The sequence below is a fragment of the Nonomuraea sp. C10 genome, from assembly GCF_008017515.1.
Taxonomy (GTDB): domain Bacteria; phylum Actinomycetota; class Actinomycetes; order Streptosporangiales; family Streptosporangiaceae; genus Nonomuraea; species Nonomuraea ferruginea.
In genome coordinates this window covers 5,034,956-5,059,412 of sequence record NZ_VPFF01000001.1, presented here as the reverse complement: position 1 = coordinate 5,059,412, position 24,457 = coordinate 5,034,956, and the positions used below count along the sequence as shown (strand labels likewise).

The following is a 24,457-nucleotide window of genomic DNA, read 5'->3' as shown; positions in this document are numbered from 1 at the left end:
GGCGCGCGGTTGCCGTAATTCTTTCTCCATCCCCGGCTTCTGAACACGAACTCGAGAAATGTTCGGCTGATTACCCGGCACCGACCGGTCCTCGATAAGCTCACCGCAGCCCGTAGTCAGGATGGGGACGTCGACGATGGACAAGGCGGAAGAGCCGCCCAAGGCAGCGGATCCGGGGCCGCCGAGGGCCAGCAAGGTCACCACCGTCATATTGATCGTCTCGCTCGTCCTGATCGTGCTCATCGCCGGCGTGCTCGGCACCGTCGCCGTCCTGATGACCCGGACGCCCGACGCCCCGCTCCTCGGCGGCGCCCCGCCGCAGCGGCTGTCCACGCCGATCCACTTCGCCCCCGTGCGCGAGACCAAGGCCGCGCCGTGCCCCGGCGAGGAGGCGGCGCTCGACGACACGCAGACCACCTGCTACCTGCTGGAGGACGGCGTCACGGTCAACGCCGTGCAGGCCGTCGAGGCGGTCCGCGGTCGTGACGGCACCTACTCGGTGCGCATCGCGGTCGCTCCCGCGTACAAGCAGAAGCTCGTCGACCTCATCGACGAGCAGGTGTCCGACCAGCGGCAGATCGCCGTCGTGCTGGTGCCGCGTACGGTCCTGGCCGCGCCCATCGTGACCCAGGGCATGGACGGCGACAGCCTGAGCATCGCGGGGATGACCCAGCAGGAGGCCGAGGCGCTGGCCACCCGCGTGCTCGGCGACGCCGCCCCGCCCTCCTCGCCGCCCGCCTCCACCGATCCGGCCGGTACGGGTGATCCCACCAGCACCGGCACCGGCGACCCGGCCGGCACCGGCGACCCGGCCGGGACCGGCCAGACGACGGGCACCGGGACCCGGACCCCCGACCAGCGGTTCGCGAGCTGCCAGGAGGCCACGGCCGCCGGCTTCGGCCCCTACACCAAGGGCACGCACGAGGAGTACGCGTGGTACGCCGACGTCGACGGCAACGGCGTCGCCTGCAACTCCGGCGACCTGCGCTAACTGAAGAACCCGCCCACCCAGTCGATCGCGAAGTAGGCCGCGAACACCAGCGACACCACCCACAGCAGCCACGGGATCTCGCCGAACTTCCCCCGCGCCGCCTTGATCAGCGTGTAGACGATCACCCCGGCGCCCACCCCGTTGGTGATCGAGTACGTGAACGGCATCAGCGCGATCGTCAGGAAGGCCGGCAGCGCCAGATCCGGATCGTCCCACGGCACGTTCTTGCTCTGCATCATCATCAGCGCCCCGACCAGCACCAGCGCGGGCGCGGCCGCCGCCGCGGGCACCACCGCGGCCAGCGGGGTGAACAACAGCGCCAGCGCCATCAGCGCCCCGGTGACCAGGCTCGCCAGGCCGGTCCGCGCGCCCTCGCCGACGCCCGCGGCCGACTCCACGAAAACCGTGTTCGCCGAGGAGCTCGACACCCCGCCCATCATGGCGGCCACGCCGTCCACGGTGAGGATCCGGCCCAGCCGCGGCACCCGCCCCCGCTCGTCCACGAGCCCGGCCTCGTCGCTGACGCCGATGATCGTGCCCATCGCGTCGAAGAACCCCGACAGCACCAGCGTGAACAGCACCACGGTCGCGGTCAGCGCGCCCGCCGTGACGAATCCGCCGAACACGTCGACCTGCCCGACCAGCCCGAAGTCCGGCGCCGACACCACCGACTCGGGCACCCGCGGCGCCACCACCCCCCAGTCGGCCTGGTCGATCGTGGCCACCGAGTTCACCACGATCGCCACGATCGCCGTCACCACGATGCTGATCAGGATCGCCGCCGGCGTGCGCCGCGCGTACAGGGCGATCATCAGGAGCAGCCCGAAGCAGAACACCGCCACCGGCCATCCGGTCAGGTGGCCGGTCGTGCCGAGCTGCACCGGCGTGCCCGAGCCGCGTGTCACGAACCCGGAGTCCACCAGCCCGATCAGCGCGATGAACAGCCCGATCCCGACGCTGATGGCGTGCTTGAGCGCCAGCGGGATCGAGTTCATGATCAGCGCGCGCAGGCCGCTCACGGCCAGCACGATGATGACCGCGCCTTCCAGCACGACCAGGCCCATCGCCTGAGGCCAGGTCATGTGCGGGGCGGCCTGGTAGGCGACCACCGCGTTCAGCCCCAGGCCCGCGGCCAGCGCCAGCGGCGCGTTGCCGACCAGGCCCATGAGCAGAGTCGAGATCGCCGCGGTAAGCGCGGTCGACGTGGTGAGCTGCGCGATGGTCAGCTTGGCGCCGGTGACGTCGTGGGCGCCCGCGAGGATGATCGGGTTGAGCAGGATGATGTACGCCATGGCCATGAACGTGGTGACACCACCGCGCACCTCACGGCCGACGGTGCTCCCCCGCCGGGACAGCTCGAAGAACCTGTCGAGCACCGGCATCCCCCTTCAGCGACGCGGGGGATCGCCCGGTGCCCTACCCGGCGGGGGAACCGATCATGCCTTCTCGTGCCTGCCGCCGCCGACCAGAGCGGCGAACTCGTCCAGCCCGATCCGGCCGTCGCCGTCGCGGTCGGCGGCCTCGATGAATGCCTCGATCTCCGCCTCCGAGGCGCCCAGGCCGCCCATGGCCTCGTTGGCCTTCCTGATCTCGGCGGTCGTCAGCAGACCGTCGCCGTCGGCGTCGAACCGCTCGAACTCCGCCTTGGCCGCCTCGCGTGCGTCAGCCATAAGGGTCCTCCCCGTGGTCGTTCAGCCCCCGATGTGGGCCAAGGCGATATCTTCGGGTCTTATCGGAACGCGCGTCAACCGCAGGCCGGTCGCCGCGCGCACCGCGGCCGCGATCGCGGGGGTGGAGGAGAGTGTCGGGGGCTCACCGGCGCCACGCAATCCGTACGGGGCAGCCGGGTCTGGATTTTCCAGGATTTTCATCGTCATGGGCGGCATGTCGAGAATGGTGGGGATTAGGTAGTCGGTGAAGGACGGGTTCAGCACCCTGCCGTCCCTGAGCTGGATCTCCTCCATCAGGGCCAGCCCGAGGCCCTGCGCCGACCCGCCGTGGATCTGGCCCTCCAGCGCCTGCGGGTTCAGGATCCGGCCGACGTCCTGCACGGCCGCCAGCTCGACCACCTTGACCAGGCCCAGCTCCACGTCCACGTCCACCACCGCCCGGTGCACGCAGAGCGCGAGCTGGGTGTGCGAGTCGCCCTGCCCGGTGAGCGGGTCCAGCGGGAACGTCGGCCGGTGCCGGAACTCCCGCGTCTCCTCGACGGGACCGAACTTCTCCAGCGCCTCCCGCACGGGCAGCCCGCCGAACCGCTCCCGCACCGCCTCGCAGGCCGCCTTCACCGCGCCGCCCGTCACGTACGACTGGCGCGAGGCCGACGACGACCCGGCCGACCCGACCGAGGTGTCGGCGGTCGCCACCGTCACGTGCTCCACGCCCAGCTCGGTGCGGGCGATCTGGGCCTGGATCGTCACCAGCCCCTGGCCCACCTCGGCCGCCGCGGTGTGCACGGTGACGTGCGGCTCGCCGTTGACCAGCTCGGCCCGCACCCGGGCCGTGGAGTAGTCGTCGAACCCCTCCGAGAAGCAGATGTTCTTGATCCCGACCCCGTACCCGACGCCGCGCCGCACCGACTCGCCGTGCGTGGTCTGCGACACGCCGCCCGGCAGCCCGCGCAGGTCGTCACCGGCGGGCGGCGGCAGCGGGAACGACTCCAGCTCGCGCAGCATGTCGGCGAGCGGCGCCGGCGAGTCGATCACCTGCCCGGTGATCAGCGCCGAGCCCTGCGACACCGCGTTGCGCCGCCGGATCTCCACCGGCGACAGCCCGCACGCCTCGGCCAGGCGGTCCATCTGCGACTCGTACGCGTAACACGCCTGCACCGCGCCGAACCCGCGCATCGCGCCGCACGGCGGGTTGTTGGTGTAGACGCCGGTGGCCTCCACCAGCACGTTCGGCACCTCGTACGGGCCCACGCCGAGCGAGGCGGCGTTGCCCACCACGGCGGGGGAGGAGGAGCAGTAGGCGCCGCCGTCCAGCAGGATGGCGGCCTTGACGTAGACGAGCCGGCCGTCGCGGGTGGCGCCGTGCTCGTACCGCATCCGCGCCGGATGGCGGTGCACGTGGCCGAAGAACGACTCCTCGCGCCCGTACACGATCTTGACGGGACGGTTCAGCCGGAGCGCCAGCATGCACGCGTGCACCTGCATCGACAGGTCCTCGCGGGCGCCGAACGCGCCCCCGACCCCGGCCAGCGTCAGCCGCACCTTCTCCGGCGGCAGCCCCAGGCAGGGGGCGAGCTGGTCGCGGTCCACGTGCAGCCACTGGGTGGCGATGTAGAGGTCGACGCCCCCGTCCTCGGCAGGCACCGCCAGCCCCGACTCCGGGCCGAGGAACGCCTGGTCCTGCATGCCGACCTCGTACTCGCCGCTGACCACGACCTGTGCCTCGAACACCTCGCCCGTGCGCACCGGTTGGTGGCGCACCAGCTCCGTCGCCAGGCGCGGGTCCGTCACGGCCTCGCGCACCTCGTAGTCCACCACGATCGCGTCCGCCGCCCGCCGCGCGGTCTCCGGATGGTCGGCGGCCACCAGCGCCACCGGCTCGCCCTGGTAGCGGACCTGGTCGACGGCGAGCACCGGCTGGTCCTTGCGCTCCAGCCCGTAGAACTTCTCGCCCGGCACGTCCTCGTGCGTCATGACCGCGCGCACGCCAGGGACGGCCAGCGCCGGCCCCACGTCGATGGACCTGATCCACGCCGACGGGTGCGGGCTGCGCAGCGTCGCCCCCCACACCATGCCTTCGAGCCACAGGTCAGAGGCGTAGGCGAACTCGCCCGTCACCTTGAGCACCGCGTCCGGCCGCCGCGCGCTCTCGCCGACGCCCAGCCGCAGCGAACTCGCCGTCTCCGTCATCCTTCGAGTAGAGCACCGGCCCGGTGCGGGCGGTATGCGCGCCAGGTGAAATCGGGGTAAGCGCCGCCACCGGCGGGCTTGTATATTCCTCCAAATGCGGATACGTGACCTGCTGGCCGTCGGCGAGCCGCGTCTCCGGCTGCTCACCGGCGACCCGGACCGCGCGTTCACCTCGGTCCACATCACCGACCTGCCGGAGCCGGGGCGCTACCTGTCGGGCGGCGAGCTCGTGCTGACCGGCCTGATGTGGCGCCAGGGGCCGGAGGACTCGGCCCGGTTCGTGGCCGCGCTGGTGGAGGCGGGGGTGGCCGGGCTCGGCGCCGGGCAGGCGTGGCTCGGCCACATCCCCGCCGACCTCGTGGCGGCGTGCGAGCGGGCCGGGCTGCCGCTGCTGGAAGTGCCGACCGAGGTGTCCTTCCGCACCCTGGCCGAGCAGGCCGGGCACCGCCTGACGGGCGACGCGCGCGAGGCGCTCGGCCGTCACCGCAGGCTCGTCGCCGCCGTGGCCGAGGGCGCCGACCTGCCCGAGCTGTTCGCGCTGACCGCCGCCGAGCTGGGCGTCACCGGGGCGGTCGTGTCCGCCGCGGGCGAGGTCATCGTCGGCGCGCCGGACGACCCCGCCGGCCTGGCGCGCGCCTACCTGACCGCGACCCGGCTGCCGTGCCTGGCCGGCGGCCACACGCTGTTCGGCGTCGGGCGCGGCCACCGGGCGGGCGGCTGGATGCTCGCCTGCGACGGCGACCTGCTCGACCGGGCCGACCTGGGCTACGAGCTGGCGGCCTGCGTGGCGCTGGAACGCAGCCGCATGGAGGAGGGGCGGCGGGTGGAACGGCGGCTCGCCGGCGAGCTCCTGGCCGCCGCCCTCGCCGGCGCCGACGCCGCGGAGCTGAACGCCCGCTTCCGCACCTCCGGCCTGGACATCGCCGAGCCGTACGCGGTCGTCAACGCCGCCATCACCCACCCCGGCCCTGCGCCCGTCCCCGCCTGGCCGGACGCGGCGTCCGGTCCCGGCGAGCCCGGCGTGGTCGGGGTCGCCCGCTCCGCTGGGCACGGTGCGCCCCGCGAGCACGGCCCGGGGGTGCTCGGGGGGCAGGTGCTGGAGGAGTTGCTGGGCCGGGAGATCGTCGCACCGCCGGGCGCCGACGGGGCGGTGGCGGTGGTGCCGCTGCGCGGCGGGGAGGTCGCCGATCTGGCCGCCCGCCTGCGCGCCGGGGCCGCGATCCTGTCGGCGCTGCCGGACGCCCGCGTCTGTCTGGGCCTGAGCGGCGCACTCACCGGCGCGGCCGCACTCCGAGGCGGCGTCGAGGAGGCCGGTCACGCCAGACGGCTGGCCGAGGCCCGCGACGGCGGGGTGGTGACGTCCGACGAGATCTACACGCACGCGCTGCTGCTGGCCACCGTCCCCGGCGACGTGCGCAGGTCGTTCGCCGGGCGGCTGCTCGCCCCGCTGCTCGACTACGACGCCGGCCACCAGTCGGAGCTGGTGCGCACGCTCGCCACCTTCCTCGACTGCGCCGGGTCCTGGAACGCGTGCGCCGAGCGGATGCACGTGCACGTCAACACCGTGCGCTACCGGATCAAGCGGGTGGAGGAGCTGACCGGCAGGGACCTGTCGACGATGGCCGACCGGGTCGACCTCTTCCTCGCGCTCAGGGCGAGATGACCGGCCGTCACACGCGCACGGTGGGGACGCCGACCAGCTCGTGCACGATCCGCTGCTCGTTCTCCGTCTCGATCCGCCACTTGGCGTTCTCCAGCTCCGCCGCCAGCGGCATCGCCTCGGCGATGTGCGGCAGGGCCGCGTGTGCGTCGCCCAGCTCCCGGCGCGCCCGGGACAGCAGGACGAGGCACTCCAGCTCGCCGAGCCGGTTGCGATGGGCCCGGCTCGCCGCCAGCGCCCGCTCCAGGTGGTCCGCGGCCTCGCCCGGCTTGCCCTCGTCGAGGCAGAGCTCACCGAGTATCCGGCGCATGTTCATCTCGTGACCGGTGTCGCCGATGCTCTCGGCGGCGGCGAGCGCCTCTTCCAGAGGCCCGCGCGCCTCCGCCGGGCGGCCGAGCTTCTGGCAGGCCAGCCCTCTCATCATCAGCGCGTAACGCACCCCCACGTCCGCGCCGATCCGCCGCGCCAGCGCGAGCTGCCGGCCGGCGTAGCCGAGCGCCTGCTCGTGCAGCCCCCGCTCGACCGACAGGTTGGCCAGGTTGCCCAGCGTGCGCTGCTCGCTGAACCGGTCGCCCAGCTCCCTGGCCAGGATGAGCTGCGCCTCCAGATGGCCCATGGCCTCCGCCTTGCCCTGCAGGGCCAGGCCGCAGGCGACGTGCCCGTGCGCGTGATAGGCGCCGAGCCGGTCGCCCAGCCGCTCGCAGACGTCCAGCGCCCGCCGGTTCAGCGCGATCAGAGGCGCGGGCTCGTGCGCGTACTGCTGATACCAGAACAGCGAGAAGCACAGCGCCACCCCCAGCGCGGCCAGCCCGGAGTCAGGGCCGGCCATGGCCTGCCCGGCCGCGGCCACCAGGTTGGTCTCCTCGCCGGCCAGCCAGGCGATCGCCTCGTCCGGTCCGCCGACGGCGTGCGGCACGGCGTCGACCTCGGGACCCTCGGCCTGCACCCGGTGCGGGTCCATGGTGGTGACGGCCAGCCGCGCGGAGGCGATGTAGAAGCTCAGCGCCCGGGCGAGCGGCCCGGCGGCGTCGCCCGGCGCCATCTCGGCCGCGAACAGCCGGACCAGGTCGTGGAGCTGGTAGCGGCCCGGGCCCGCGAGGTGTTCCAGCAGGTGGGCGTCCACCAGCCGTTCGAGCGCCCGCTCGGCCTCGTCGGCGCCGGTGCCGAGCAGCGCCGCCGCCACCTCCGCCGTCACGTCGTGCAGGTGCAGCAGGCCGAGCAGGCCCAGAGCGCGGGCGGCGACCCGGTCGATCGGCCTGGCGCTGCCTGCCAGGGCGCTCCAGCTCGACGCCAGGCTCGCCCGTACCGCCAGCTCGCCCGCCTCCAGCTCGTGCAGCCTGCGGCGCTCGTCGCGCAGCCGGCCGGTCAGCGCCGACACGCTCCAGGCCGGGCGGTCGGCCAGGCGCGCGCCCGCGATGCGCAGCGCGAGCGGCAGGCCGTCGCAGAGCCGCACCAGACCGGCCGTCTCCTCGGGGTCCGCCGCCATCCGCTCGGCCCCGGCCAGCTTGGCCAGCACCGTCACGGACTCCGGGAGCGACAGGCGAGGCAGGTGGAGCTGGACGCAGTCGTCGCCGGCGGCGAGCGTCTCGCGGCTGGTCACCACGATCGCGGTGCCGCGCGGAGCCGGTAACAGCGGCAGGATCTGCCCGAGCCCGGCGGCGTCGTCCAGCAGGATCAGCGTCCGCCTGCCGGACAGCGTGCTGCGCCACAGCGCCGCGGCCTCGTCCACGTCGCCGGGGATGGCGTCGCCGTCGATACCGAACGCGCGCAGGAACCGGCCCAGCACGTCCAGCGGGTCGAGGCCCGGCAGCCCGACCGTGGCCCCGCGCAGGTTCACGTAGAGCTGGCCGTCGGGGTAGCGGTCCTTGACGAGGTTGCCGATCCGCACCGCCAGCGCCGACTTGCCCACGCCCGGCGGCCCGGAGATGACCACGAGAGGGTTCGGCTCGGTGTCGTCCCACGGCGCCAGCAGCCCTTTGAGCCGGATGACCTCCTGGGTCCTGCCCACGAACCCGGCCAGGTCGCGGGGCAACTGGCGGGGCAGCGGGGGCGGCCCGTCACCGGGCCGCTCGCGGGGCCCGGCCGCCAGCGCCAGCCGGTGGGAACGGCGCAGCGCCTCTCCCGGGTCCACGCCCAGCTCCTCGCGGAGCAGCCGCCGGCTCTCCTCGTAGACCACCAGGGCCTCGGCACGCCTGCCGCACCGCACCAGGGCGAGCATCAGCAGCTCGCGCGGCCGTTCGCGGAGGGGATGGCGGTAGGTCATGGCCCGCAGCGGGGCCAGCGCGTCCTGCGGCCTGTCGAGCCCGAGCAACGCCTCGGCGCGGTATTCCTGCGCGGCGAGCCGCGCCTCGGTCAGCCGGGCGCGCTCGCTCTCGGCGAAGGGCCCGGGAACCCCCGGCAGCGCTTCGCCGTGCCACAGGGCGAGGGCCTCTTCGAGGTCGGGCAGGGCGCCCGCGTGGTCGCCCCGCAGGACGGCGCGGCGCGCGTGGTCGAGCCGCTCGGTGAAGGCGATGGCGTCCACCCGGGAGCCGTCGAGGCGGAGCCGGTAGCCCCCGGCGGCGCCGACGACCAGCTTCGAGGGCTCGCGCCGCCCCCGGGACGGCTCCAGCGCGTTCCTGAGCCCGGCCACGTAGGTGTAGACGCTCTGCTCGGCTGTCTTGGGCGGGTCGTCGCCCCAGATGCCGTCGATGATGCGCGGAATCGGCACCACGCGCCCCGGCCACGCGGCGAGGATCGCCGTCAGCGCCTGCCGGCGGGGTGGACCGAGATCGATCTCCTTGCCGTCGCGCGCGGCGGTGACCGGCCCCAGGAGCCGGACGATGACGCCCTCGGCCAACGGACTCTCCCACCCGTGGAGCTGACCACGGCGGCGTAGACCGGATCACGGTGAGGGAGCAGGGCCGATCGGGCCGACGTGGCGACGTCTAGAGGAAATGTAGATGCCCCGCCTAGGCTGCTCGCCTACGGGGAATGCGCGGAGACTTCTACGGGTGATGCGCGGAGAAGCGGAGAGAACGAGGGCAGCGGCGACGGGGGTGTGACACGCAGGAGATGGCTCTCACCTGACATGGCGGCCCCGCCGCCGGTCTCACCCGCGTGCTCAGCAACAATAGGCGTCGCCGAGGACGGCGAGAGAGACGGCGGAGACTGCTGCGGGGGCAGACGTTTCCGCATTCGCGACCGTACTATTGCCTGCAACGGCCACCACGGCCCCGAGCAAGGCAACAAGTGCGGACATCGTGAGGCGCGTGCGCATGAGGATCTCCCTCGCGGATCTACGGGACTTGCTTGGAACTTATCATTTCAGGGAGCGACGACCGTGACCACATCTGACCTAGTCGGACTCCGTATCAAGACGGTGCGGCGGCAGCGCGGCCTCTCGCAGGCACAGCTCGCGCACCCCGAGTTGTCTGACAGTTACGTCTCCTTGATCGAGAGTGGCAAGCGTACTCCCACGCCGGCGGTCCTGGAGCTGCTGGCCCAGAAACTGGACTGCTCGCTCTCCTATCTGATCAACGGTGTGACGGCCGAGCAGATGGAGGACATCGAACTCTCGCTCGGCTATGCCCGGATCGCGCTGGAGAACGGCGAGGTCGCCGAGGCCCGCAACCGCTTCACCGAGCTGCTCGCGGACAACAACCTGACAGGTCTGACCGAGCTTCGTCAAGACACCGAATTCGGGCTGGCCCTCGCCACGGAGGCGTGCGGCGACAGCGACGAGGCGATCGCCATCCTGCAGCGGCTGCAGGGCGAGGACGTCCCCGCCGAGCGCCGGATCGAGATCGCCATCGCCCTGTGCCGCGTCTACCGGCAGAGCAACCGGCTCGTGGAGGCCGTCGAGATCGGCGAGCGCATCCTGGGCGGCGCCAACCGGCCCGCGTGGTCCGACCTGCTGGTGGAGCTGGGCGCCACCCTGCTGGCGGCCTACTTCGTGCGCGGCGACCACCTGCGCGCCCGGCAGTTCGCCGCCGAGCTGCTCAACGCCGCCGACGCGCTCGGCTCCCCGCGCGCCATGGCCGCGGCCAACTGGAACGCCGCCTTCGCGGCCGACTACACCGGCCACCGGGAGGAGGCGCTCGTCTTCGCCGAGCGGGCCCTGGCGCTGGTGGCCGAGTCCGGTCACCCGCGCCTGCTCGCCATGATGCGGGTCGCGTACGTCCAGCTGCGGCGCCGCGTGCAGCCCGAGGAGGCGGCCTCGCTCCTGGAGCACGTCAACCGCGCCATCAGGGACCAGGAGCAGAGCTCCACCAGCGTGACCGACCGGGCGCGGGCGCTGACCGAGCTGGCCCACGTCGAGTTCATGACCGGCGACCTCGACCGGGCCCTGGAGCACGCCCACACCGCCGGCGGCCTCCTGTCCGGCGCCGCCGTCGCCCAGGTGCCGCAGACGCACCTGCTGCTGGGGCGGGCGCACAGCGTGCGCGGCGAGGCCGCCGAGGCCGACCGGCACCTGCGGACGATCCGCGACGCCCTCGACTCGGTCCCGCCGTCCTTCCTCTCGGCCGGCGCGTGGTACGCCACGGCGGAGACGCTCTACGAGATCGGCGACGCCGAGGCCAGCGTCGAGGCCTACCAGCGGGCGCTCGCCTGCGCGGGTCTCTGATCGGGGTACGAACCGGGCGGGGTGCTCGGTAGCCTTGAAGGCGCCATGAAGAGTTCCCCGCTCGCGGCCCTCACCGCGATCCTCGCCACGCTGCTCGTCCTCGTCACCGCCGGGCCGGCTCTGGCTCACGACGCGCTCAAGAGCAGCGACCCCGCCAAGGACGCCACGGTCGAGTCCGTGGACGAGATCACGCTGGAGTTCACCGGCAAGATCCGCATGCCCTTCGTGAGCGTCCGCGGGCCGGGTGACACCCAGCACCAGGCCGGCGACCCGGAGCTCGACGGGGTGAAGGTGAAGCAGGCGCTGAAGGGCGAGCTGCCCGACGGCGACTACACCATCGCCTACCGGGTCGTCTCGTCCGACGGCCACCCGATCGAGGGCGAGATCCCGTTCACCGTCAAGGGCGCGAGCCCGTCCCCGGCGGAGACTCCTGAGGGGAGCACGGCGCCGACGGCCGAGGCGACCACCGCCGAGCCGGCCCCCACCGCCACCGAGCCGGCCGAGGCCCAGCCCGCCGAGGAGGTGTCCGCCGAGAGCGACGCCGCCACCTTCCCGGTCTGGCTCCTCATCGTGGTCGGCGCGCTCGTCGGCATCGGCATCGGGTTCCTCATGAGCGCCAGGAAGAAGAAGCAGCCGTGACCAGAGCCGCGCGTCTCGCGCTGGCGGCGGCCGGGGCGGCGATCGCCGCCCTCGTGATCGCCATGATCGCCGGAGGCGCGGCGTTCCCCAGGATCATCCTCGGCGTGCCCTCGTCAGGCGTCGTGACGCGCTGGGGGCTGCCGGTCTCCAAGCTGGCCATGGACGTCGCGGGCGTCGCCACGGTCGGCCTGCTGCTGGCCGCCGCCCTGCTGCTGCCCAACGACAAGGGCGTGCTCGGCAAGACCGCGCAGGGCTACCTGCGGGCCGCCTCCTGGACGGGGCTCGCCTGGGCGGGCGCGGCCTTCCTCACCATGGTCTTCAGCGTCTCCGACGTGTGGGCGCGCTCGGTCCCCGAGATCCTCAACCGCAACTTCCTGGTCGGCTTCGCCACCCAGGAGAGCCCCGGCATCGCGCTCACCCTCGTGGTGCTGTTCGGGCTGTCGATCGCGCTGTTCTCCCGCGGCGTCATCACCGCCGGGGCGGCGGCCGGGCTGCTGGTGCTCGCGCTGGTCACGCTGATGCCGCCGGCGCTCACCGGCCACTCCGCCTCCTCGCCCAACCACGGCCTGGCCATCACCTCGGTCACCCTCCACCTGCTGACGCTGGCTCTGTGGGTGGGCGGGCTGGCCGTGCTGGCCCTGCACGCCGCGCTGAAGCGGCCGCAGCTCGACGTGGCGGCCTCCCGCTTCTCGCGGATGGCGCTGTGGGTCTACATCGGCGTGGGGATGTCGGGCGTGTTCAGCACGCTCGCGCGGCTCACGTCGCTGTCCGACCTGTGGACGTCCAGCTACGGCGTGCTCATCGTGGCCAAGACCGTGGCGTTCGTGCTGCTCGGCTACGTCGGCTGGTGGCACCGCCAGCGCACGCTCGCCGACCTCGGCGCGGGCCGCCCGCGCGCGTTCGCCCGGCTCGCGGCCGGCGAGCTCATGCTCATGCTGGCGACGATCGGGCTGGCGGTGGCGCTGTCGCGCACCCCGCCCCCGCCGGTCAGCCTGCCCGCCGACCGCGCCTTCGACCTCCTCGGCCATCCGGTCCCGCCGCCGATCTCGGCCGCGAACATCCTCTCGCTGTGGTGGTTCGACCTGTTCTTCGCGCTGCTGGCCGCGATCCTGGCCGGGCTGTACGGCGCGGGCGTCGTACGGATGCGGCGGCGCGGCGACGCCTGGCCGTGGGGCCGCACCGCGTCGTGGTTCGCCGGCGTGGCCATCCTGGTCTTCACCACCCAGAGCGGCGTGGCGCGGTACGCCAAGGTCATGTTCGACGTGCACATGATCGAGCACATGACGCTGGCCATGATCGTCCCGATCTTCCTGGTGCTCGGCGCCCCCGTCACGCTCGCGCTGCGCGCGCTCAAGCCCGCCGCCCGGCGCGGCGACCGCGGGCCGCGCGAGTGGCTGATGGCGATCCTGCACAGTGGTTACGCGCGCGTCGTCACCCATCCGGGCATCGCCACCGCGATCTTCATCGCGTCCACCTACGCGCTCTACTTCACGCCGCTGTTCGAGGCCGCCATGGAGGAGCACCTCGGCCACATCCTCATGATCCTCCACTTCCTGGTCAGCGGGTGCCTGTTCTTCTGGGTGGTCATCGGGGTCGACCCCGGCCCTCACCAGCTCCCGTACGTGGGCAGGCTGCTGCTGCTGTTCGTCACCATGCCGTTCCACGCGTTCTTCGGCATCGCGCTGATGATGACCGGCACGCTCATCGCGCCCGGCTGGTACGAACAGCTCGACCGGTCCTGGGGCGGGCCGCTGCTGCAGGAGCAGCAGAACGGCGGCGCGATCGCGTGGGGGTTCGGGGAGATCCCGACCCTCATGGTGCTGCTGGCCATCGCGGTGCAGTGGTACCGCAGCGAAGACCGCAAGGCCCGGCGCGACGACCGGTCCGCGGCGCGTTCCGGCGATCCGGAGCTCACCTCGTACAACGACTATCTGGCCAGGCTCAACGAGCTCGACAAACGCGAGTAGCCGTTCAGGCAGGGCCTGCTATCTTCACCCGGTGTGACGGCGGCACGGCGGGTAGCCTTTCCCGATAGGGGGTGGCGCGAGCCTGCCGTGGGGGGTGGCGCTCCGCGCTTTCGGCGCCGGCGGTGGAGCCGGCGCGCTCGGGCCTCAGGAAGGCGTGGAGCGGTGATGGAAGTGACGCGCATGCGCGGGGGTGAAAGCCTGGCCGAAGCCCTTGAGGGCAACCTGGCCGAATGGTCGCGGCGTACGGGGATCGCGGTGGAGGTGTGGGCGCTGCCCGCGGCCGACGTGCGGCCGCGGGTCGCCAAGGGGGTTCTGGAGGCGCTGGCCGAGGCGCTCGACAACGTGCACAAGCACAGCGAGGCCACGACGGTGTCGATCGCCGTCACGGTGGGCCGCGGCGGTCTGCGGATGACGGTCAGCGACCACGGCAGGGGCTTCGATCTCTCGCGGGCGGGCCGCGGGATCGCCCGCATGCGGGCGGCGCTGGGCGAGGCCGGCGGGTCGCTGTCGGTCAACAGCGTGCCCGGCGAGGGCACCACCGTGACGGGGGTCGTGCCTAAGGCGCGGTGAGGATCTCGCTGCCGGTGGCGGTGACCACGATCGTGTGCTCGAACTGTGCCGTGCGCTTGCGGTCCTTGGTCACCGCGGTCCACTTGTCGGGCCAGATGTCGTAGTCGATCGTGCCCAGCGTCAGCATCGGCTCGATGGTGAACGTCATGCCCTGCACCAGCTCCACCCGGAGCGACGGGTCGTCGTAGTGGGGCACCATCAGGCCGGAGTGGAAGCTGGTGCCGATGCCGTGGCCGGTGAAGTCACGCACCACGCCGTAGCCGAACCGCTTGGCGTACGCCTCGATCACCCGGCCGACCACGTTGAGCTGGCGGCCCGGCGCGACGGCCTTGATGGCGCGCATCATCGCCTCGCGGGTGCGCTCGACCAGCAGCCGCGACTCCTCGTCGACCTCGCCGACCAGGAAGGTGGCGTCGGTGTCGCCGTGGACGCCGCCGATGTAGGCGGTGATGTCGACGTTGACGATGTCGCCGTCGCGCAGCACGGTGTCGTCGGGGATGCCGTGGCAGATCACCTCGTTGATCGAGGTGCACAGCGACTTGGGGTAGCCCTTGTAGCCGAGCGTGCTCGGGTAGGCGCCGTGGTCGACGAGGAACTCGTGGCCGATGCGGTCGAGCTCGTCGGTGGTGACGCCCGGCCGCACGTTCCGGCCGACCTCTTCGAGCGCCTGGGCGGCGATGCGGCCCGCGACCCGCATGCGCTCGATGATCTCGGGGGTCTTCACGTCGGACTCGCCGGTCTTGGGGCGCTTCTTGCCGACGTACTCCGGCCGCTCGATGTGGGCGGGAACCTTTCGCATGGGCGAAATTCGGCCGGGCTGGAGCAGTGTCGTCATGAAACCTGAGTCTACGGGGCAGAATCGACCTCATGACCGATGGCCAGTGGTGGTTCTGCCTCAAGCACATGCGGGTCGAGCCCGACGTGGGCTGCCCCAACAAGGACCGGATGGGCCCGTACGCGACCGAGCAGGAGGCTGCCGGGGCGCTGCAGCGCGCGGCCGAGCGCAACAAGGCGTGGGACGAGGCCGACCAGGACGACGACTGACGGGAGTGCCACGGGTTCCGGCCCGTGGCCTCCGGCTCTCAAGCTGCGATAACGTTCCCTCATGGCCTCATCCGCTCAGCCTCCGACGATCCACGACGTGGCAAGGCTGGCCAAGGTGTCCACCTCCACCGCGAGCCGCGTGCTGGGCAACTACGGCCGGTTCAGCGAGGCGACGCGGAAGCGCGTCCTCGACGCGATAGAGACCCTGGGCTACCGGCCCAACAGCGTGGCCAGGAGCATGGTGACCCGGCGCACCGACACCCTGGGCGTGGTGTGCGCCGACATCAGCAGCCCGTTCTTCTCCGGCGTGGTGCGCGGCATCACCGACGAGGCCAGGAAGTCGGGCTACAGCATCCTGCTGACCAACACCGACGAGGACGTCCGCAGCGAGCGGGAGGCCGTCAACCTGCTGATCGACAAGCAGGTCGACGGCCTGATCGTCGCCACCGCCGACGTCGGCGACGTCGAGCACCTGCGGGCGGTCCGGTCGCACGGCAAGCACGTGGTGCTCTTCGACCGGCCGAGCAGCGCCGTCGGGGCCGACGCGGTCACCGTCGACGACGTCGCGGCCATGCGGGAGGCCGTGACCTACCTCCTGAGCCACGGCCACCGCCGCATCGGCATCCTGACGGAGCTGCGCATCGAGCGCGAGGCCGACTGGGCCACGCTGCTCCGTCCAGGGCTCGACCGCCTGCGCGGGGAGATCAACGCCAGCGCCGCCCGGCTGCTCGGCTACCTGCGCGCCCACCGCGACGCCGGGGTGGAGGTGGACCCGTCGCTGGTCGGCCGGACGGGCGGCTACGACGTCGAGGGCGCGGCCGAGGCCACCCGGCGCCTGCTGGCCTCGCCGGCCCGGCCGACGGCCCTGGTCACCACCGACAACATGATGACGCTCGGCGCCTACCAGGCCGTGCGCGAGCTCGACATCGAGATGCCGCGTGACCTGTCGTTCGTGGGCTTCGACAACCTCGACTGGACCACGCTGGTCCGGCCCGCCCTCACCGTCATCGAGCAGCCGGTGCACGAGATCGGGGCCAGGGCGGCCCGCAAGCTCATCGACCGGCTCAACGGCGACGAGGGTCCGCCCGAGCTCATCGAGCTGCCCACGTCGTTCCTGGTCCGCGAGTCGGTGGCGGCCGTCTGAGAACGTGCGGGGGCCCGGCGGACATCTCCGCCGGGCCCCGTGCGCGGTCAGGCGTGCTCGCCGCCCGCCGCCCAGCTGTCGAAGCCGGGCTTGTTGGCCAGCAGTCCGAGCTCGATCCGCAGGCCGAGGTCGTTGAGCAGGTAGCGGAACCGGACGCTGTCGTCAGGCTCCAGCCCGTCGGCCTCGACGCGGTACCTGCCGGTCGCCAGGAGCCCGGCCGTGGCCTCCTCGATGTCCGGCACCCAGTAGGTGAGGTGGTGCAGCTGCTGCACCCCGCCGGTGGGGGCCCAGACGCTGCCCTCGGCCGACTCGATCATCTTGACGTGGGCGGGCCCGCTCGCGGCGGTGACGAACCGTACCGGACGCTCCTCGCGCGAGCCGTCGGGGAAGCGGACCACGGTGTCCCACTCCAGGATGTCGCTCCACCCGCCGGCCACGGGCGTGGTGGCCGCGACGGCCTCCTCCAGGTCGTCGACCACGATCCCGACGTGCGCCACGCCCAGGAACCCGGCGGCCATGTCAGCGCGTCCTCTCGTAGGCGGCCGCGCCCGCCGCGGTGATCCGGCCGTCCCTGAGGTCGGCCTCGACCAGCTCGGCCGGGCGCTCGGCCGGGTCGCCGTAACCGCCGCCGCCGCCCGCGCGCAGGCTGACGATCTCACCCGGCAGGGCCGAGCCCTGGCCCTTGGAGGGGAGCGCGGTCTCGGTGCCGTCCTCGTGGATCAGCGCCAGCGACGCGGGCATCCCCGGCCGGCCGCCGGTCAGCCCTTGCGGCGCGAACTCCGGCCGGGTCTGCTCGGCCTCCGACAGGAAGCCCAGCGGCTTGCTGGAGATGTTGCGGTAGTCGGCCCGGATGCCGAGCCCGCCCCGGTGACGGCCGGCGCCCCCCGAGTCGGGGATGAGCGCGTACCGCTCCACCCGCAGCTCGTAGGAGGACTCGATCACCTCGGCCGGGATCAGCTGGCAGTTGGCCATGTGCACGTCGAGGGCGTCGGCGCCGTCGTGGTCCACGCAGGCGCCCGCGCCGCCGGCGACGTTGGCCAGCAGGACCACGCCGTCTCCCGACTTGGGGGAGCGGGACTCGCAGATGAGCACCGGCCAGCCCACGAACCACTCCGCGGACGCGCGGTGCGGAGCCGCCGCGGCCAGCGCCCGGGTGACGATGGACGCCAGGCGCTGCGAGGCCAGGTGCCGGTCCCCGACCGCGGCGGGGAACTCGGGGTTGACCGCCGTGCCGCGGGGCGCGTGGAAGGAGACCGGATCCAGCGAGCCCTCGTTGAACGGCACGTCGGAGGGCATCAGGCACTTCACCGCATAGTGCACCACGGAGCGCAGGGTCGAGTCGGGGATGTTCATCCCGCCGCGCATCTGCGGGTCGGAGCCGGTGAAGTCGAAGTGGATCTCCTCGCCCGAGATCACCGCCTTGACCACTATCCTCACCGGGGCGTCGAGGTCGAGCCCGTCGTTGTCCAGGCAGCCCTCCGCCGTGTAGTCGCCGTCCGGAAGCTTGGCGATCTCCGCGCGGGTCCGCCGCACGGTGTAGGCGAACAGCTCCTCGAACGTGTCGAGCAGCAGGCCGGTGCCGAACTTCCCGGCCAGGCCCGCGAACCGGCCGGCGCCGGAGCGGGCCGCCGCGATCTGCGCCCGCAGGTCGCCGTGGTTCTGGGCCGGGTGACGGGTGTTGGCGGTGATGATGTCCAGCAGGCCCCGCTCGGGAACCCCCTTGACCTCCACCTTCAGCGCAGGGAGGAGCACGCCCTCCTCGTACGCCGACTCCGACCGGGCCGCGGCCGTGCCGGGGGTGCGCCCGCCCCAGTCGGCGTGGTGGGCGATGACGCCGGTGAACCCGACGAGCGTCGCGGCGGCGTCGAAGACCGGGACGAAGATGTTGATGTCGTTGGTCTGGCAGGCGCCCAGGTAGGGATGGTTGTTGATGAAGACGTCCCCGGGATGGATGTCCTCACCCCACTTGTCCAGGCAGGCGCGCAGCGCCGGTGCCATGGACGCGAGCAGACTCGGGATGTCGAGCGCGGCGGCGAGCATCCGCCCCCGGGCGTCGAACAGCGCGCAGGAGTAGTCGCGCATGTCCTTGACCACCACGCTGAGCGCGGTGCGGCGCAGCGCGGTGCCCATCTCCTCGGCGATGGTCTCCAGCGCATGCCGGACGACCTCGGTGGTGATCGGGTCGGCGCCGTTCTCGCGCGGCGTCATCATGCCTCCTCGCCGGGCTTGTCGTAGGTGATGACCAGGTTGAGGTCGTCGTCGACCCGGAGCGTGGTGCCGGGAACGACCACCGTGGTGGCCTCCCGCTCCTCGACGATCGCCGGGCCGCGCAGCACGGTGCCCGGCGCCAGCGCGCCGCGCTCGTACACCGGGGTCCGCACCCGGCCGGGGCCCTTGAAGTAGACCTCGCGGTGGCGGGCGGGCTCGCCGCCCGCCTCGTCCGTACGGGCCGGGACGCCGGGGCCGTGGTCCAGGATCCCGTACGCCTCCAGGCCGACGGCCACCAGCTCCACCCGCTCCTCGGGGTTGCTGTGACCGAACTCGAACCGGTGCTGCTCGTGGAAGCGCTTGACCGCGTCCGCCAGCGCGCCGGCGTCGAGTTCCGGGGCGTCGATGAGCACCTCGACGTCGTTGTCCTGCCAGGCGTAGCGGAACCGGGCCAGCCGCACGTGGTCCACGCGCTTGACGCCGGTGCCGGCGAACCGCTCGGCGGCCGTCTCGACCATGCCCTGGTACAGGGCCTCGACGTCCTCCGCCGGCACGTCGCCGACGCCGGCGTCGACCACGCGGGCGAAGGTGTACTTGATGTCGGAGCCGGCCAGGCCGACCGCCGAGAACGTGCCGGGGCTCGGCGGGATCAGCACGCCGCCGACGTCCACCAGGGCGCCGACGCTGAGCGCGTGCATCGGCCCGGCGCCGCCGAACGGCAGCAGGTAGAAGTCGCGCGGGTCGTGGCCGCGGTTGACGCTGACCACGCGGACGCCGCGGGCCATGATCGCGTCGGCCACGTCGAGGATGCCGATGGCCGCGGTGTCGACGTCGACGCCGAGCGGGTCGGCCACGTGCGTCTTCACCGCCCGCCTGGCCGCCTCCACGTCCAGGGGCATCTCGCCGCCGAGGAACGCCGCCGGGTCGATCCGGCCCAGCACCAGGTGCGCGTCCGTGGTGGTGGGACGCGTCCCGCCCCGGCCGTAGCAGGCGGGGCCGGGCATCGCGCCGGCGCTCTCGGGCCCGACGCGCAGCCCGCCGGCCTCGTCGACGCTCGCCAGGGAGCCGCCGCCCGAGCCGATGGTGTGGATGTCGAACTGGGGCACCAGCATGGGCCGCCCCTCGAACACGCTCTCCCGCTCGACCCTGGCCCGGCCCTCGTGGATCAGGCAGATGTCGGTGGAGGTGCCGCCCATGTCGAACGTGATCTGGTCCGGGTACGCCGACTGCCTGGCCACCTGGGTGGCGGCCAGGACCCCGGCGGCGGGCCCGGAGAGCACCATGCGGTGCGCGTTCGCGGCGGCCTCCTCCGCCTTCATCACGCCGCCGTTGGACTGCATGATGAAGGTGGGACAGGTGACCCCGGCCGGCTCCAGACCGCTCAGGATGCCGGACATGTAACGGGCGACCAGGGGCCGCAGCGCGGCGCTCACCACGGTCGTGCAGGCGCGCGGATACTCCTTGATCTCCGGCGCGACCTCGCAGCCGACCGCCACGGAGAGCTCCGGCATGGCCTCCCTGAGCGCCGCGGCGAGCCGCCGCTCGTGCTCCTCGTTGCGGAACCCGAACAGGAAGGTGATGGCGCACGCCTCGACGTCCGCGGCCCGTACCTCCTCGACCAGGCGCGCGATCTCGGCGTCGGTCAGCGGGGTCACCACCTCGCCCAGCCGGTCCACGCGCTCGGTGGCCTCGAAGACGAGGGACCGGGGCACGTACGGGCGGGGCTTGGCGACCCGCAGGTCGAACAGGTCGCCGCGGAGCTGGGTGCCGATCTCCAGCACGTCGCGGAAGCCGCGGGTGACCACCAGCGCGGTGCGGGGCAGCTTGGACTCCAGCAGGGCGTTGGTCGCCACCGTGGAGCCGTGACTGAACGTGTCCAGCGCCGCGACGTCCACGCCGCGGGTGCGCCGGATCTGGGCGATGCCGTCGAGGATGCCGATCGAGGCGTCATGCGGCGTGCTCGGCACCTTCTCGACGACCCGGCGGCCGTCCTCGTGCAGGACGACGACGTCGGTGAAGGTGCCGCCGACGTCGATTCCCAGCCTGGCCATCGCTCACTTCCCTTCCGGCTTGACGTACAGGTACTGGCTGATCTCGGGGGTGTCGAGGTTGTCCTTCGTCGCCACGACGAAGTCGTAGAGCTTCTCGCCCTGCGGGCGGGTGCCGTCCTTGGTGTACGCGGTCAGCGCCTCGACCGCGTCCTTGCCCATGTCGTACGGCTTCTGCACGACCAGCGCGTCGACCAGGCCCTGGCGCAGCAGGTCGACCTGGTCGGGGGAGGCGTCCACGCCGACGACCTTGATGTCGCCGGTCTTGCCGGCCTGCTGCACCGCCTTGGCCGCGCCGATGGCGGCGTTGGTCCAGGAGGCGAAGACGGCCTTCAGGTCGGGCACCCTGGAGATCAGGGCCGAGGTCTTGGCGACGTTCTCGGAGATGTCGGCGCCGGCGTACTCCTCGCCGCTGTTCTCCAGGCCGGCGTGCTTCTTCAGCTGCTCCTGCCAGCCCTTGAGCCGGATGTCCACGCTCTGGATGCCCGGGATGTAGCCGACGTAGCCCACCTTCCCGGTGCCCGCGAGCAGCTCGTTCACGGTGTCGGCGGCCATCTCGCCGCTGACGACGCCGTCGGACTTGAAGGTCGCCAGCCGGGCGTCCTGGTCCTCCACGTCGGCGTCGACGGTGACGATCGGGATGCCCTGCTCGTTCACCTGCCGCATCGGGGCCGACATCGCCTTGGCGTCGAGGGCCGACATGATGATGCCGTCCGGCTTGGTGGCCGCGATCGACTGCAGCAACTGGGTCTGGGCGGCCACGTCGAGCGTGGTCGGAGCCTGCCAGGAGAATTCGACGCCGAGCTCCGCCGCCTTCTCCTCGGCGCCCTTGGCCAGCGTCAGGTAGTAGGGGTCGAACTGGTCGTTGAGCAGCATGACGACCCGCGGCTTGGCGCCCGCGCCGTCCGTGCCGCCCGCCTTCGCGGCGGTGTCCGGCGCCTCGGTGGCGCACGCGGCCAGGGTCAGGCCGGCCAGTGCCAGTACGGCGACCTTCTTGATATTCCGCAACATGATGGAGTTCCTCTCATTCGCCGGCTCTGGGCCAGGCAGGGGGGGTTGAGCCGGGTGTTCAGGTGACGTTCATCGCCCGTCTGCGGTACTGGTCGACGAAGACGGCGAAGATGAGGACGCAGCCGACCGCGACGTTCTGCCAGAACGGCTGCAGGTTCATGATCACGAACCCGCTGGTGAGGGTCGCGGGGATGAAGGCGCCGACGACCGTGCCGGACATCTTGCCGCGGCCGCCCCACAGTGAGGTGCCGCCGATGATGACCGCGGTGATGCTCTGCAGCGCGATGTTCGCGTACCCGGAGACCGACGCGGTGGAGAAGCGCGAGATGTCGATCATCCCGACCAGCCCGGCCAGCAGGCCGACCATGCAGTAGATCGCCAGCAGGTGCCGGTCGACGTTGATGCCGGCCCTGCGGGCCGCCTCGGGGTTGGCGCCGATCGCGTACGTGCGCAGGCCGAACCGGGTACGGGCGAGCACGACCCACAGCAGGCCGGTGACCGCGGCGGCGGTCACGACCGGCCACGGGACGCCGAGCAGGGTGCCCATGCCGAAGGCGTCGGTGAGCGCCTGCGGCACCCCGCTGACGTTCATGCCGCCGGTCCAGACCTGGGCCAGGCCGAGGATGATCGTGCTGGTCGCCAGCGTCACGATGAAGGACGGGATCTTCGACTTCACCACCAGCATGCCGTTGACCAGGCCCCAGGCCGCGCCGGTGACCACACCCGCCCCGACGCCGGCCAGGATCGGCAGCCACAGCTCCGCGCCGCCCTGGGCGGTGCCGGCCAGGCCGGAAGTCAGGCCCAGCATCAGCTTGGCGGCCAGGACCGAGGAGAAGACCACCACCGCGCCGACCGACAGGTCGAGCCCGGCCGCGATGAGCAGGAAGGTGACGCCGGCCGAGAGGATCAGCAGCTGGGACCCGGCCAGCGCGATGCTGGTCAGGTTGTAGTTCGAGAAGAACGTCCCGGACGGGGTGACCACCGTGAAGAACACGATGATCGCGACCAGCAGTCCGAAGATCGTCAGGTTGGAGAAGCGCTGGCTGGCCAGCAGCCGCGCGGTGAGCGAAGGCCCCGCTTCGACGCCGGGGCGCGTGATCGTGCTCATGTCGTCGGTCCACCCGCTGGAATTCCCGCGCCGGTCATGGCGGCGATGAGGTCGTTGGTCGACAGGGCCGAGATCTCCTCGGTCAGCACGGTCTGGCCCAGGCGCAGCACCGTGACCCGGTCGGCGACCCTGAAGACGTCCGGCATGCTGTGCGAGATGAGCAGCACCGACAGGCCCCGCTCGTCGCGCAGCTGCTCGACGAGCTTGAGCACGAACTCGGTCTGGGAGACGCCGAGCGCCGCGGTGGGCTCGTCGAGCATGATGAGGGCGCTGCCCCACAGCGAGGCGCGGGCCACCGCGACCGCCTGCTTCTGGCCGCCGGACAGCGAGCCGACCTCCGAGGCCAGCGACTGCAGCTTGGCGCCCAGCGTCGACAGCTGCCGCTCGGCCGACCGGTTCATGGCGGCGCGGTCGACGAAGCCCAGCCGGCCCAGCAGCCCCGGCTTGAGCACCTCGCGGCCCAGGTACAGGTTCTCGCCGGCGGTCAGGGTCGGCGCGAGCGCCAGGTCCTGGTAGACCGTCTCGATCCCGGCCGCCTGCGCGTCGGCGGGCCTGGCGAAGGTCACAGGGCGGCCGTCGACCGCGATGGTGCCGGAGTCGGGCGACACCGCGCCGGCGATGATCTTCATAAGGGTGGACTTGCCGGCGCCGTTGTCGCCCACCAGGGCGTGCACCTCGCGGGGCCGAACCTGGAGATCGACGCCGCGCAGCGCCTGCACGTGGCCGTAGCTCTTGGTGACGCCGGCCACGTCCAGGACAGGTGGGGGTGCGGTCATCTGGCCGCCTCCTTCCGGGAGTCGCTGATGGCGGTGGGATGGCCGAAAGCACCGAAGTGCTCGCAGACCGCGGCGGCGTACGCGGCCGCCCGCGCGGTCGCGTCCGGCAGGGCGAGCCCGTCGGACAGGCCGCACATGAGCGCGGCGAAGTAGGCGTCGCCCGCGCCCAGCGTGTCGACCGCACGGGCCGGCACGGCGGGCTGGACGACCAGCTCGCCCCGCCGCCAGACGATCGACCCGCGGGTGCCGCGGGTCACCACGACCGTGTCCGGCCCCAGGCCGCGGACCTCCTCGACGAGGCCGAGACACTCGGCCTCGGTGTCGTCGGCCCGGGAGAACATCGCCGCCGTCACGAACGGCAGGACCGGGGCCGCGACGTCGAGGCCCTGGTACGAGAAGTCGTAGGCGACGGCGGTGACCGCGTGCATCTTCGGCACCTCGGAGACCGTGAAGCTGCTGTGCCCGGTGTGGACCCAGTCGCAGCCGGACAGGTAGGCGAGATCCCGGTCGTCGAGCTCGATGCGGGTAACCGGCGGTTGGAACGTTCCGAAGAAGCGGTTGCCCTCGTCGTCGAGTGTGACGTCGGCGAAGGAGTTGGGCTCCGCCCGGTGCCGCACCCGCGTGACGTCGACGTCCTCGGCCAGCAGCGCCTTGAGCACGTGCGCCGCCGCCTCGTCGTCACCGAGGACGCCGAGGTAGCCGGCGGTCGCGCCCAGGCGCCGGGAGTGCACCGCCACGTTGGCCGCGCTGCCTCCCGGATACATCAGACCGGCGTGGAGATAACGATCGACGACGTTGTCCCCCACGCCGCACATGCGTGTCGTCATC

Annotated in this window: 20 protein-coding genes; 8 read left to right on the top strand and 12 right to left on the bottom strand. The window is 72.5% G+C overall.

From position 1 onward, the window contains the following. The first annotated feature begins 136 nt into the window (after nucleotides 1–136). The gene (locus tag FR742_RS23320) at nucleotides 137–991 is read left to right on the top strand and encodes an excalibur calcium-binding domain-containing protein (protein ID WP_148032908.1); all 855 of its coding nucleotides are present in this window, start codon (nucleotides 137–139) and stop codon (nucleotides 989–991) included. Here FR742_RS23320 and FR742_RS23315 read toward each other — a convergent pair. The 3 genes from FR742_RS23315 to FR742_RS23305 are packed head-to-tail and all read right to left on the bottom strand — an operon-like array spanning nucleotide 988 to nucleotide 4,851. After that, nucleotides 988–2,373, bottom strand: a complete 1,386-nt coding sequence (locus tag FR742_RS23315) for an NCS2 family permease (protein WP_148032907.1) — start codon at nucleotides 2,371–2,373, stop codon at nucleotides 988–990. The genes FR742_RS23320 and FR742_RS23315 overlap by 4 nt on opposite strands. Before the next feature lie 54 nt (nucleotides 2,374–2,427). Beyond that, nucleotides 2,428–2,661: an EF-hand domain-containing protein gene (locus tag FR742_RS23310; RefSeq protein ID WP_148032906.1), complete on the bottom strand. Its 234-nt coding sequence runs from the start codon at nucleotides 2,659–2,661 to the stop codon at nucleotides 2,428–2,430. Between the two features lie 21 nt (nucleotides 2,662–2,682). Continuing rightward, the gene (locus FR742_RS23305) at nucleotides 2,683–4,851 is read right to left on the bottom strand and encodes a xanthine dehydrogenase family protein molybdopterin-binding subunit (RefSeq protein WP_148032905.1); all 2,169 of its coding nucleotides are present in this window, start codon (nucleotides 4,849–4,851) and stop codon (nucleotides 2,683–2,685) included. Between the two features lie 94 nt (nucleotides 4,852–4,945). Here FR742_RS23305 and FR742_RS23300 point away from each other — a divergent pair, with 94 nt between their 5' ends. After that, nucleotides 4,946–6,514, top strand: a complete 1,569-nt coding sequence (locus FR742_RS23300; protein ID WP_148032904.1) for a PucR family transcriptional regulator — start codon at nucleotides 4,946–4,948, stop codon at nucleotides 6,512–6,514. Between the two features lie 7 nt (nucleotides 6,515–6,521). On the opposite strand, the gene FR742_RS23295 is transcribed toward FR742_RS23300, so the two are convergent. Continuing rightward, entirely contained in the window at nucleotides 6,522–9,347 is a 2,826-nt protein-coding gene (locus tag FR742_RS23295) for an AfsR/SARP family transcriptional regulator (RefSeq protein ID WP_148032903.1), read from the bottom strand. A 483-nt stretch (nucleotides 9,348–9,830) separates the two neighbouring features. Here FR742_RS23295 and FR742_RS23290 point away from each other — a divergent pair, with 483 nt between their 5' ends. The 4 genes from FR742_RS23290 to FR742_RS23275 all read left to right on the top strand — a co-directional run bounded on the left by FR742_RS23290 (nucleotide 9,831) and on the right by FR742_RS23275 (nucleotide 14,290). Next, complete coding sequence (locus FR742_RS23290; protein ID WP_261808698.1) at nucleotides 9,831–11,114, top strand: helix-turn-helix domain-containing protein; 1,284 nt, start codon at nucleotides 9,831–9,833, stop codon at nucleotides 11,112–11,114. Nucleotides 11,115–11,159: 45 nt separating this feature from the next. Next, the gene (locus tag FR742_RS23285; protein ID WP_148032901.1) at nucleotides 11,160–11,753 is read left to right on the top strand and encodes a copper resistance CopC family protein; all 594 of its coding nucleotides are present in this window, start codon (nucleotides 11,160–11,162) and stop codon (nucleotides 11,751–11,753) included. Further along, entirely contained in the window at nucleotides 11,750–13,720 is a 1,971-nt protein-coding gene (locus FR742_RS23280) for a cytochrome c oxidase assembly protein (RefSeq protein WP_148032900.1), read from the top strand. The genes FR742_RS23285 and FR742_RS23280 overlap by 4 nt, the downstream gene beginning before the upstream one ends. Nucleotides 13,721–13,885: 165 nt before the next feature. Next, complete coding sequence (locus FR742_RS23275; protein ID WP_148032899.1) at nucleotides 13,886–14,290, top strand: sensor histidine kinase; 405 nt, start codon at nucleotides 13,886–13,888, stop codon at nucleotides 14,288–14,290. Here FR742_RS23275 and map read toward each other — a convergent pair. Continuing rightward, nucleotides 14,277–15,125 carry a type I methionyl aminopeptidase gene (gene map / locus FR742_RS23270; protein ID WP_148032898.1) on the bottom strand — a complete coding sequence of 283 codons (849 nt, stop codon included), beginning with the start codon at nucleotides 15,123–15,125 and terminating at the stop codon, nucleotides 14,277–14,279. The two genes, FR742_RS23275 and map, sit on opposite strands and share 14 nt — an antisense overlap. 32 nt (nucleotides 15,126–15,157) lie before the next feature. On the opposite strand from map, the gene FR742_RS44680 reads away from it, so the two are divergent. Together FR742_RS44680 and FR742_RS23265 are read left to right on the top strand one after the other, a co-directional pair. After that, the gene (locus tag FR742_RS44680; protein WP_187281273.1) at nucleotides 15,158–15,334 is read left to right on the top strand and encodes a hypothetical protein; all 177 of its coding nucleotides are present in this window, start codon (nucleotides 15,158–15,160) and stop codon (nucleotides 15,332–15,334) included. 61 nt (nucleotides 15,335–15,395) lie between these two features. Next, nucleotides 15,396–16,478: a LacI family DNA-binding transcriptional regulator gene (locus FR742_RS23265; RefSeq protein WP_148032897.1), complete on the top strand. Its 1,083-nt coding sequence runs from the start codon at nucleotides 15,396–15,398 to the stop codon at nucleotides 16,476–16,478. 47 nt (nucleotides 16,479–16,525) lie between these two features. Here the strand turns inward: FR742_RS23265 and FR742_RS23260 are convergent, their stop codons facing one another. From FR742_RS23260 to FR742_RS23230, 7 genes are read right to left on the bottom strand one after another with little or no spacing between them, the layout of a single operon-like run. Further along, on the bottom strand, nucleotides 16,526–16,996 hold the full coding sequence (locus FR742_RS23260; protein WP_148032896.1) for a VOC family protein: 471 nt from the start codon (nucleotides 16,994–16,996) through the stop codon (nucleotides 16,526–16,528). A 1-nt stretch (nucleotide 16,997) separates the two neighbouring features. Next, a complete protein-coding gene (locus FR742_RS23255; RefSeq protein WP_148032895.1) occupies nucleotides 16,998–18,689 on the bottom strand; it encodes a hydantoinase B/oxoprolinase family protein in 1,692 nt (563 codons plus the stop codon). Then, the gene (locus FR742_RS23250; RefSeq protein ID WP_148032894.1) at nucleotides 18,686–20,737 is read right to left on the bottom strand and encodes a hydantoinase/oxoprolinase family protein; all 2,052 of its coding nucleotides are present in this window, start codon (nucleotides 20,735–20,737) and stop codon (nucleotides 18,686–18,688) included. The genes FR742_RS23255 and FR742_RS23250 overlap by 4 nt, the downstream gene beginning before the upstream one ends. Before the next feature lie 3 nt (nucleotides 20,738–20,740). Continuing rightward, complete coding sequence (locus FR742_RS23245; protein ID WP_148032893.1) at nucleotides 20,741–21,745, bottom strand: substrate-binding domain-containing protein; 1,005 nt, start codon at nucleotides 21,743–21,745, stop codon at nucleotides 20,741–20,743. A 58-nt stretch (nucleotides 21,746–21,803) separates the two neighbouring features. Beyond that, on the bottom strand, nucleotides 21,804–22,853 hold the full coding sequence (locus tag FR742_RS23240) for an ABC transporter permease (RefSeq protein WP_148032892.1): 1,050 nt from the start codon (nucleotides 22,851–22,853) through the stop codon (nucleotides 21,804–21,806). Then, a complete protein-coding gene (locus FR742_RS23235) occupies nucleotides 22,850–23,629 on the bottom strand; it encodes an ATP-binding cassette domain-containing protein (RefSeq protein ID WP_148032891.1) in 780 nt (259 codons plus the stop codon). Before FR742_RS23235 ends, FR742_RS23240 begins: the two co-directional genes overlap by 4 nt. After that, entirely contained in the window at nucleotides 23,626–24,456 is an 831-nt protein-coding gene (locus tag FR742_RS23230) for a PfkB family carbohydrate kinase (RefSeq protein WP_148032890.1), read from the bottom strand. The genes FR742_RS23235 and FR742_RS23230 overlap by 4 nt, the downstream gene beginning before the upstream one ends. Nucleotide 24,457 lies beyond the last annotated feature (1 nt).

Coding starts and splice junctions, on each gene's coding strand:
- FR742_RS23320 (WP_148032908.1), top strand. CDS start 137: ATGGACAAGGCGGAAGAGCCGCCCAAGGCAGCGGATCCGGGGCCGCCG.
- FR742_RS23315 (WP_148032907.1), bottom strand. CDS start 2,373: ATGCCGGTGCTCGACAGGTTCTTCGAGCTGTCCCGGCGGGGGAGCACC.
- FR742_RS23310 (WP_148032906.1), bottom strand. CDS start 2,661: ATGGCTGACGCACGCGAGGCGGCCAAGGCGGAGTTCGAGCGGTTCGAC.
- FR742_RS23305 (WP_148032905.1), bottom strand. CDS start 4,851: ATGACGGAGACGGCGAGTTCGCTGCGGCTGGGCGTCGGCGAGAGCGCG.
- FR742_RS23300 (WP_148032904.1), top strand. CDS start 4,946: ATGCGGATACGTGACCTGCTGGCCGTCGGCGAGCCGCGTCTCCGGCTG.
- FR742_RS23285 (WP_148032901.1), top strand. CDS start 11,160: ATGAAGAGTTCCCCGCTCGCGGCCCTCACCGCGATCCTCGCCACGCTG.
- FR742_RS23275 (WP_148032899.1), top strand. CDS start 13,886: ATGGAAGTGACGCGCATGCGCGGGGGTGAAAGCCTGGCCGAAGCCCTT.
- map (WP_148032898.1), bottom strand. CDS start 15,125: ATGACGACACTGCTCCAGCCCGGCCGAATTTCGCCCATGCGAAAGGTT.
- FR742_RS44680 (WP_187281273.1), top strand. CDS start 15,158: ATGACCGATGGCCAGTGGTGGTTCTGCCTCAAGCACATGCGGGTCGAG.
- FR742_RS23265 (WP_148032897.1), top strand. CDS start 15,396: ATGGCCTCATCCGCTCAGCCTCCGACGATCCACGACGTGGCAAGGCTG.
- FR742_RS23260 (WP_148032896.1), bottom strand. CDS start 16,996: ATGGCCGCCGGGTTCCTGGGCGTGGCGCACGTCGGGATCGTGGTCGAC.
- FR742_RS23255 (WP_148032895.1), bottom strand. CDS start 18,689: ATGATGACGCCGCGCGAGAACGGCGCCGACCCGATCACCACCGAGGTC.
- FR742_RS23250 (WP_148032894.1), bottom strand. CDS start 20,737: ATGGCCAGGCTGGGAATCGACGTCGGCGGCACCTTCACCGACGTCGTC.
- FR742_RS23245 (WP_148032893.1), bottom strand. CDS start 21,745: ATGTTGCGGAATATCAAGAAGGTCGCCGTACTGGCACTGGCCGGCCTG.
- FR742_RS23240 (WP_148032892.1), bottom strand. CDS start 22,853: ATGAGCACGATCACGCGCCCCGGCGTCGAAGCGGGGCCTTCGCTCACC.
- FR742_RS23235 (WP_148032891.1), bottom strand. CDS start 23,629: ATGACCGCACCCCCACCTGTCCTGGACGTGGCCGGCGTCACCAAGAGC.
- FR742_RS23230 (WP_148032890.1), bottom strand. CDS start 24,456: ATGACGACACGCATGTGCGGCGTGGGGGACAACGTCGTCGATCGTTAT.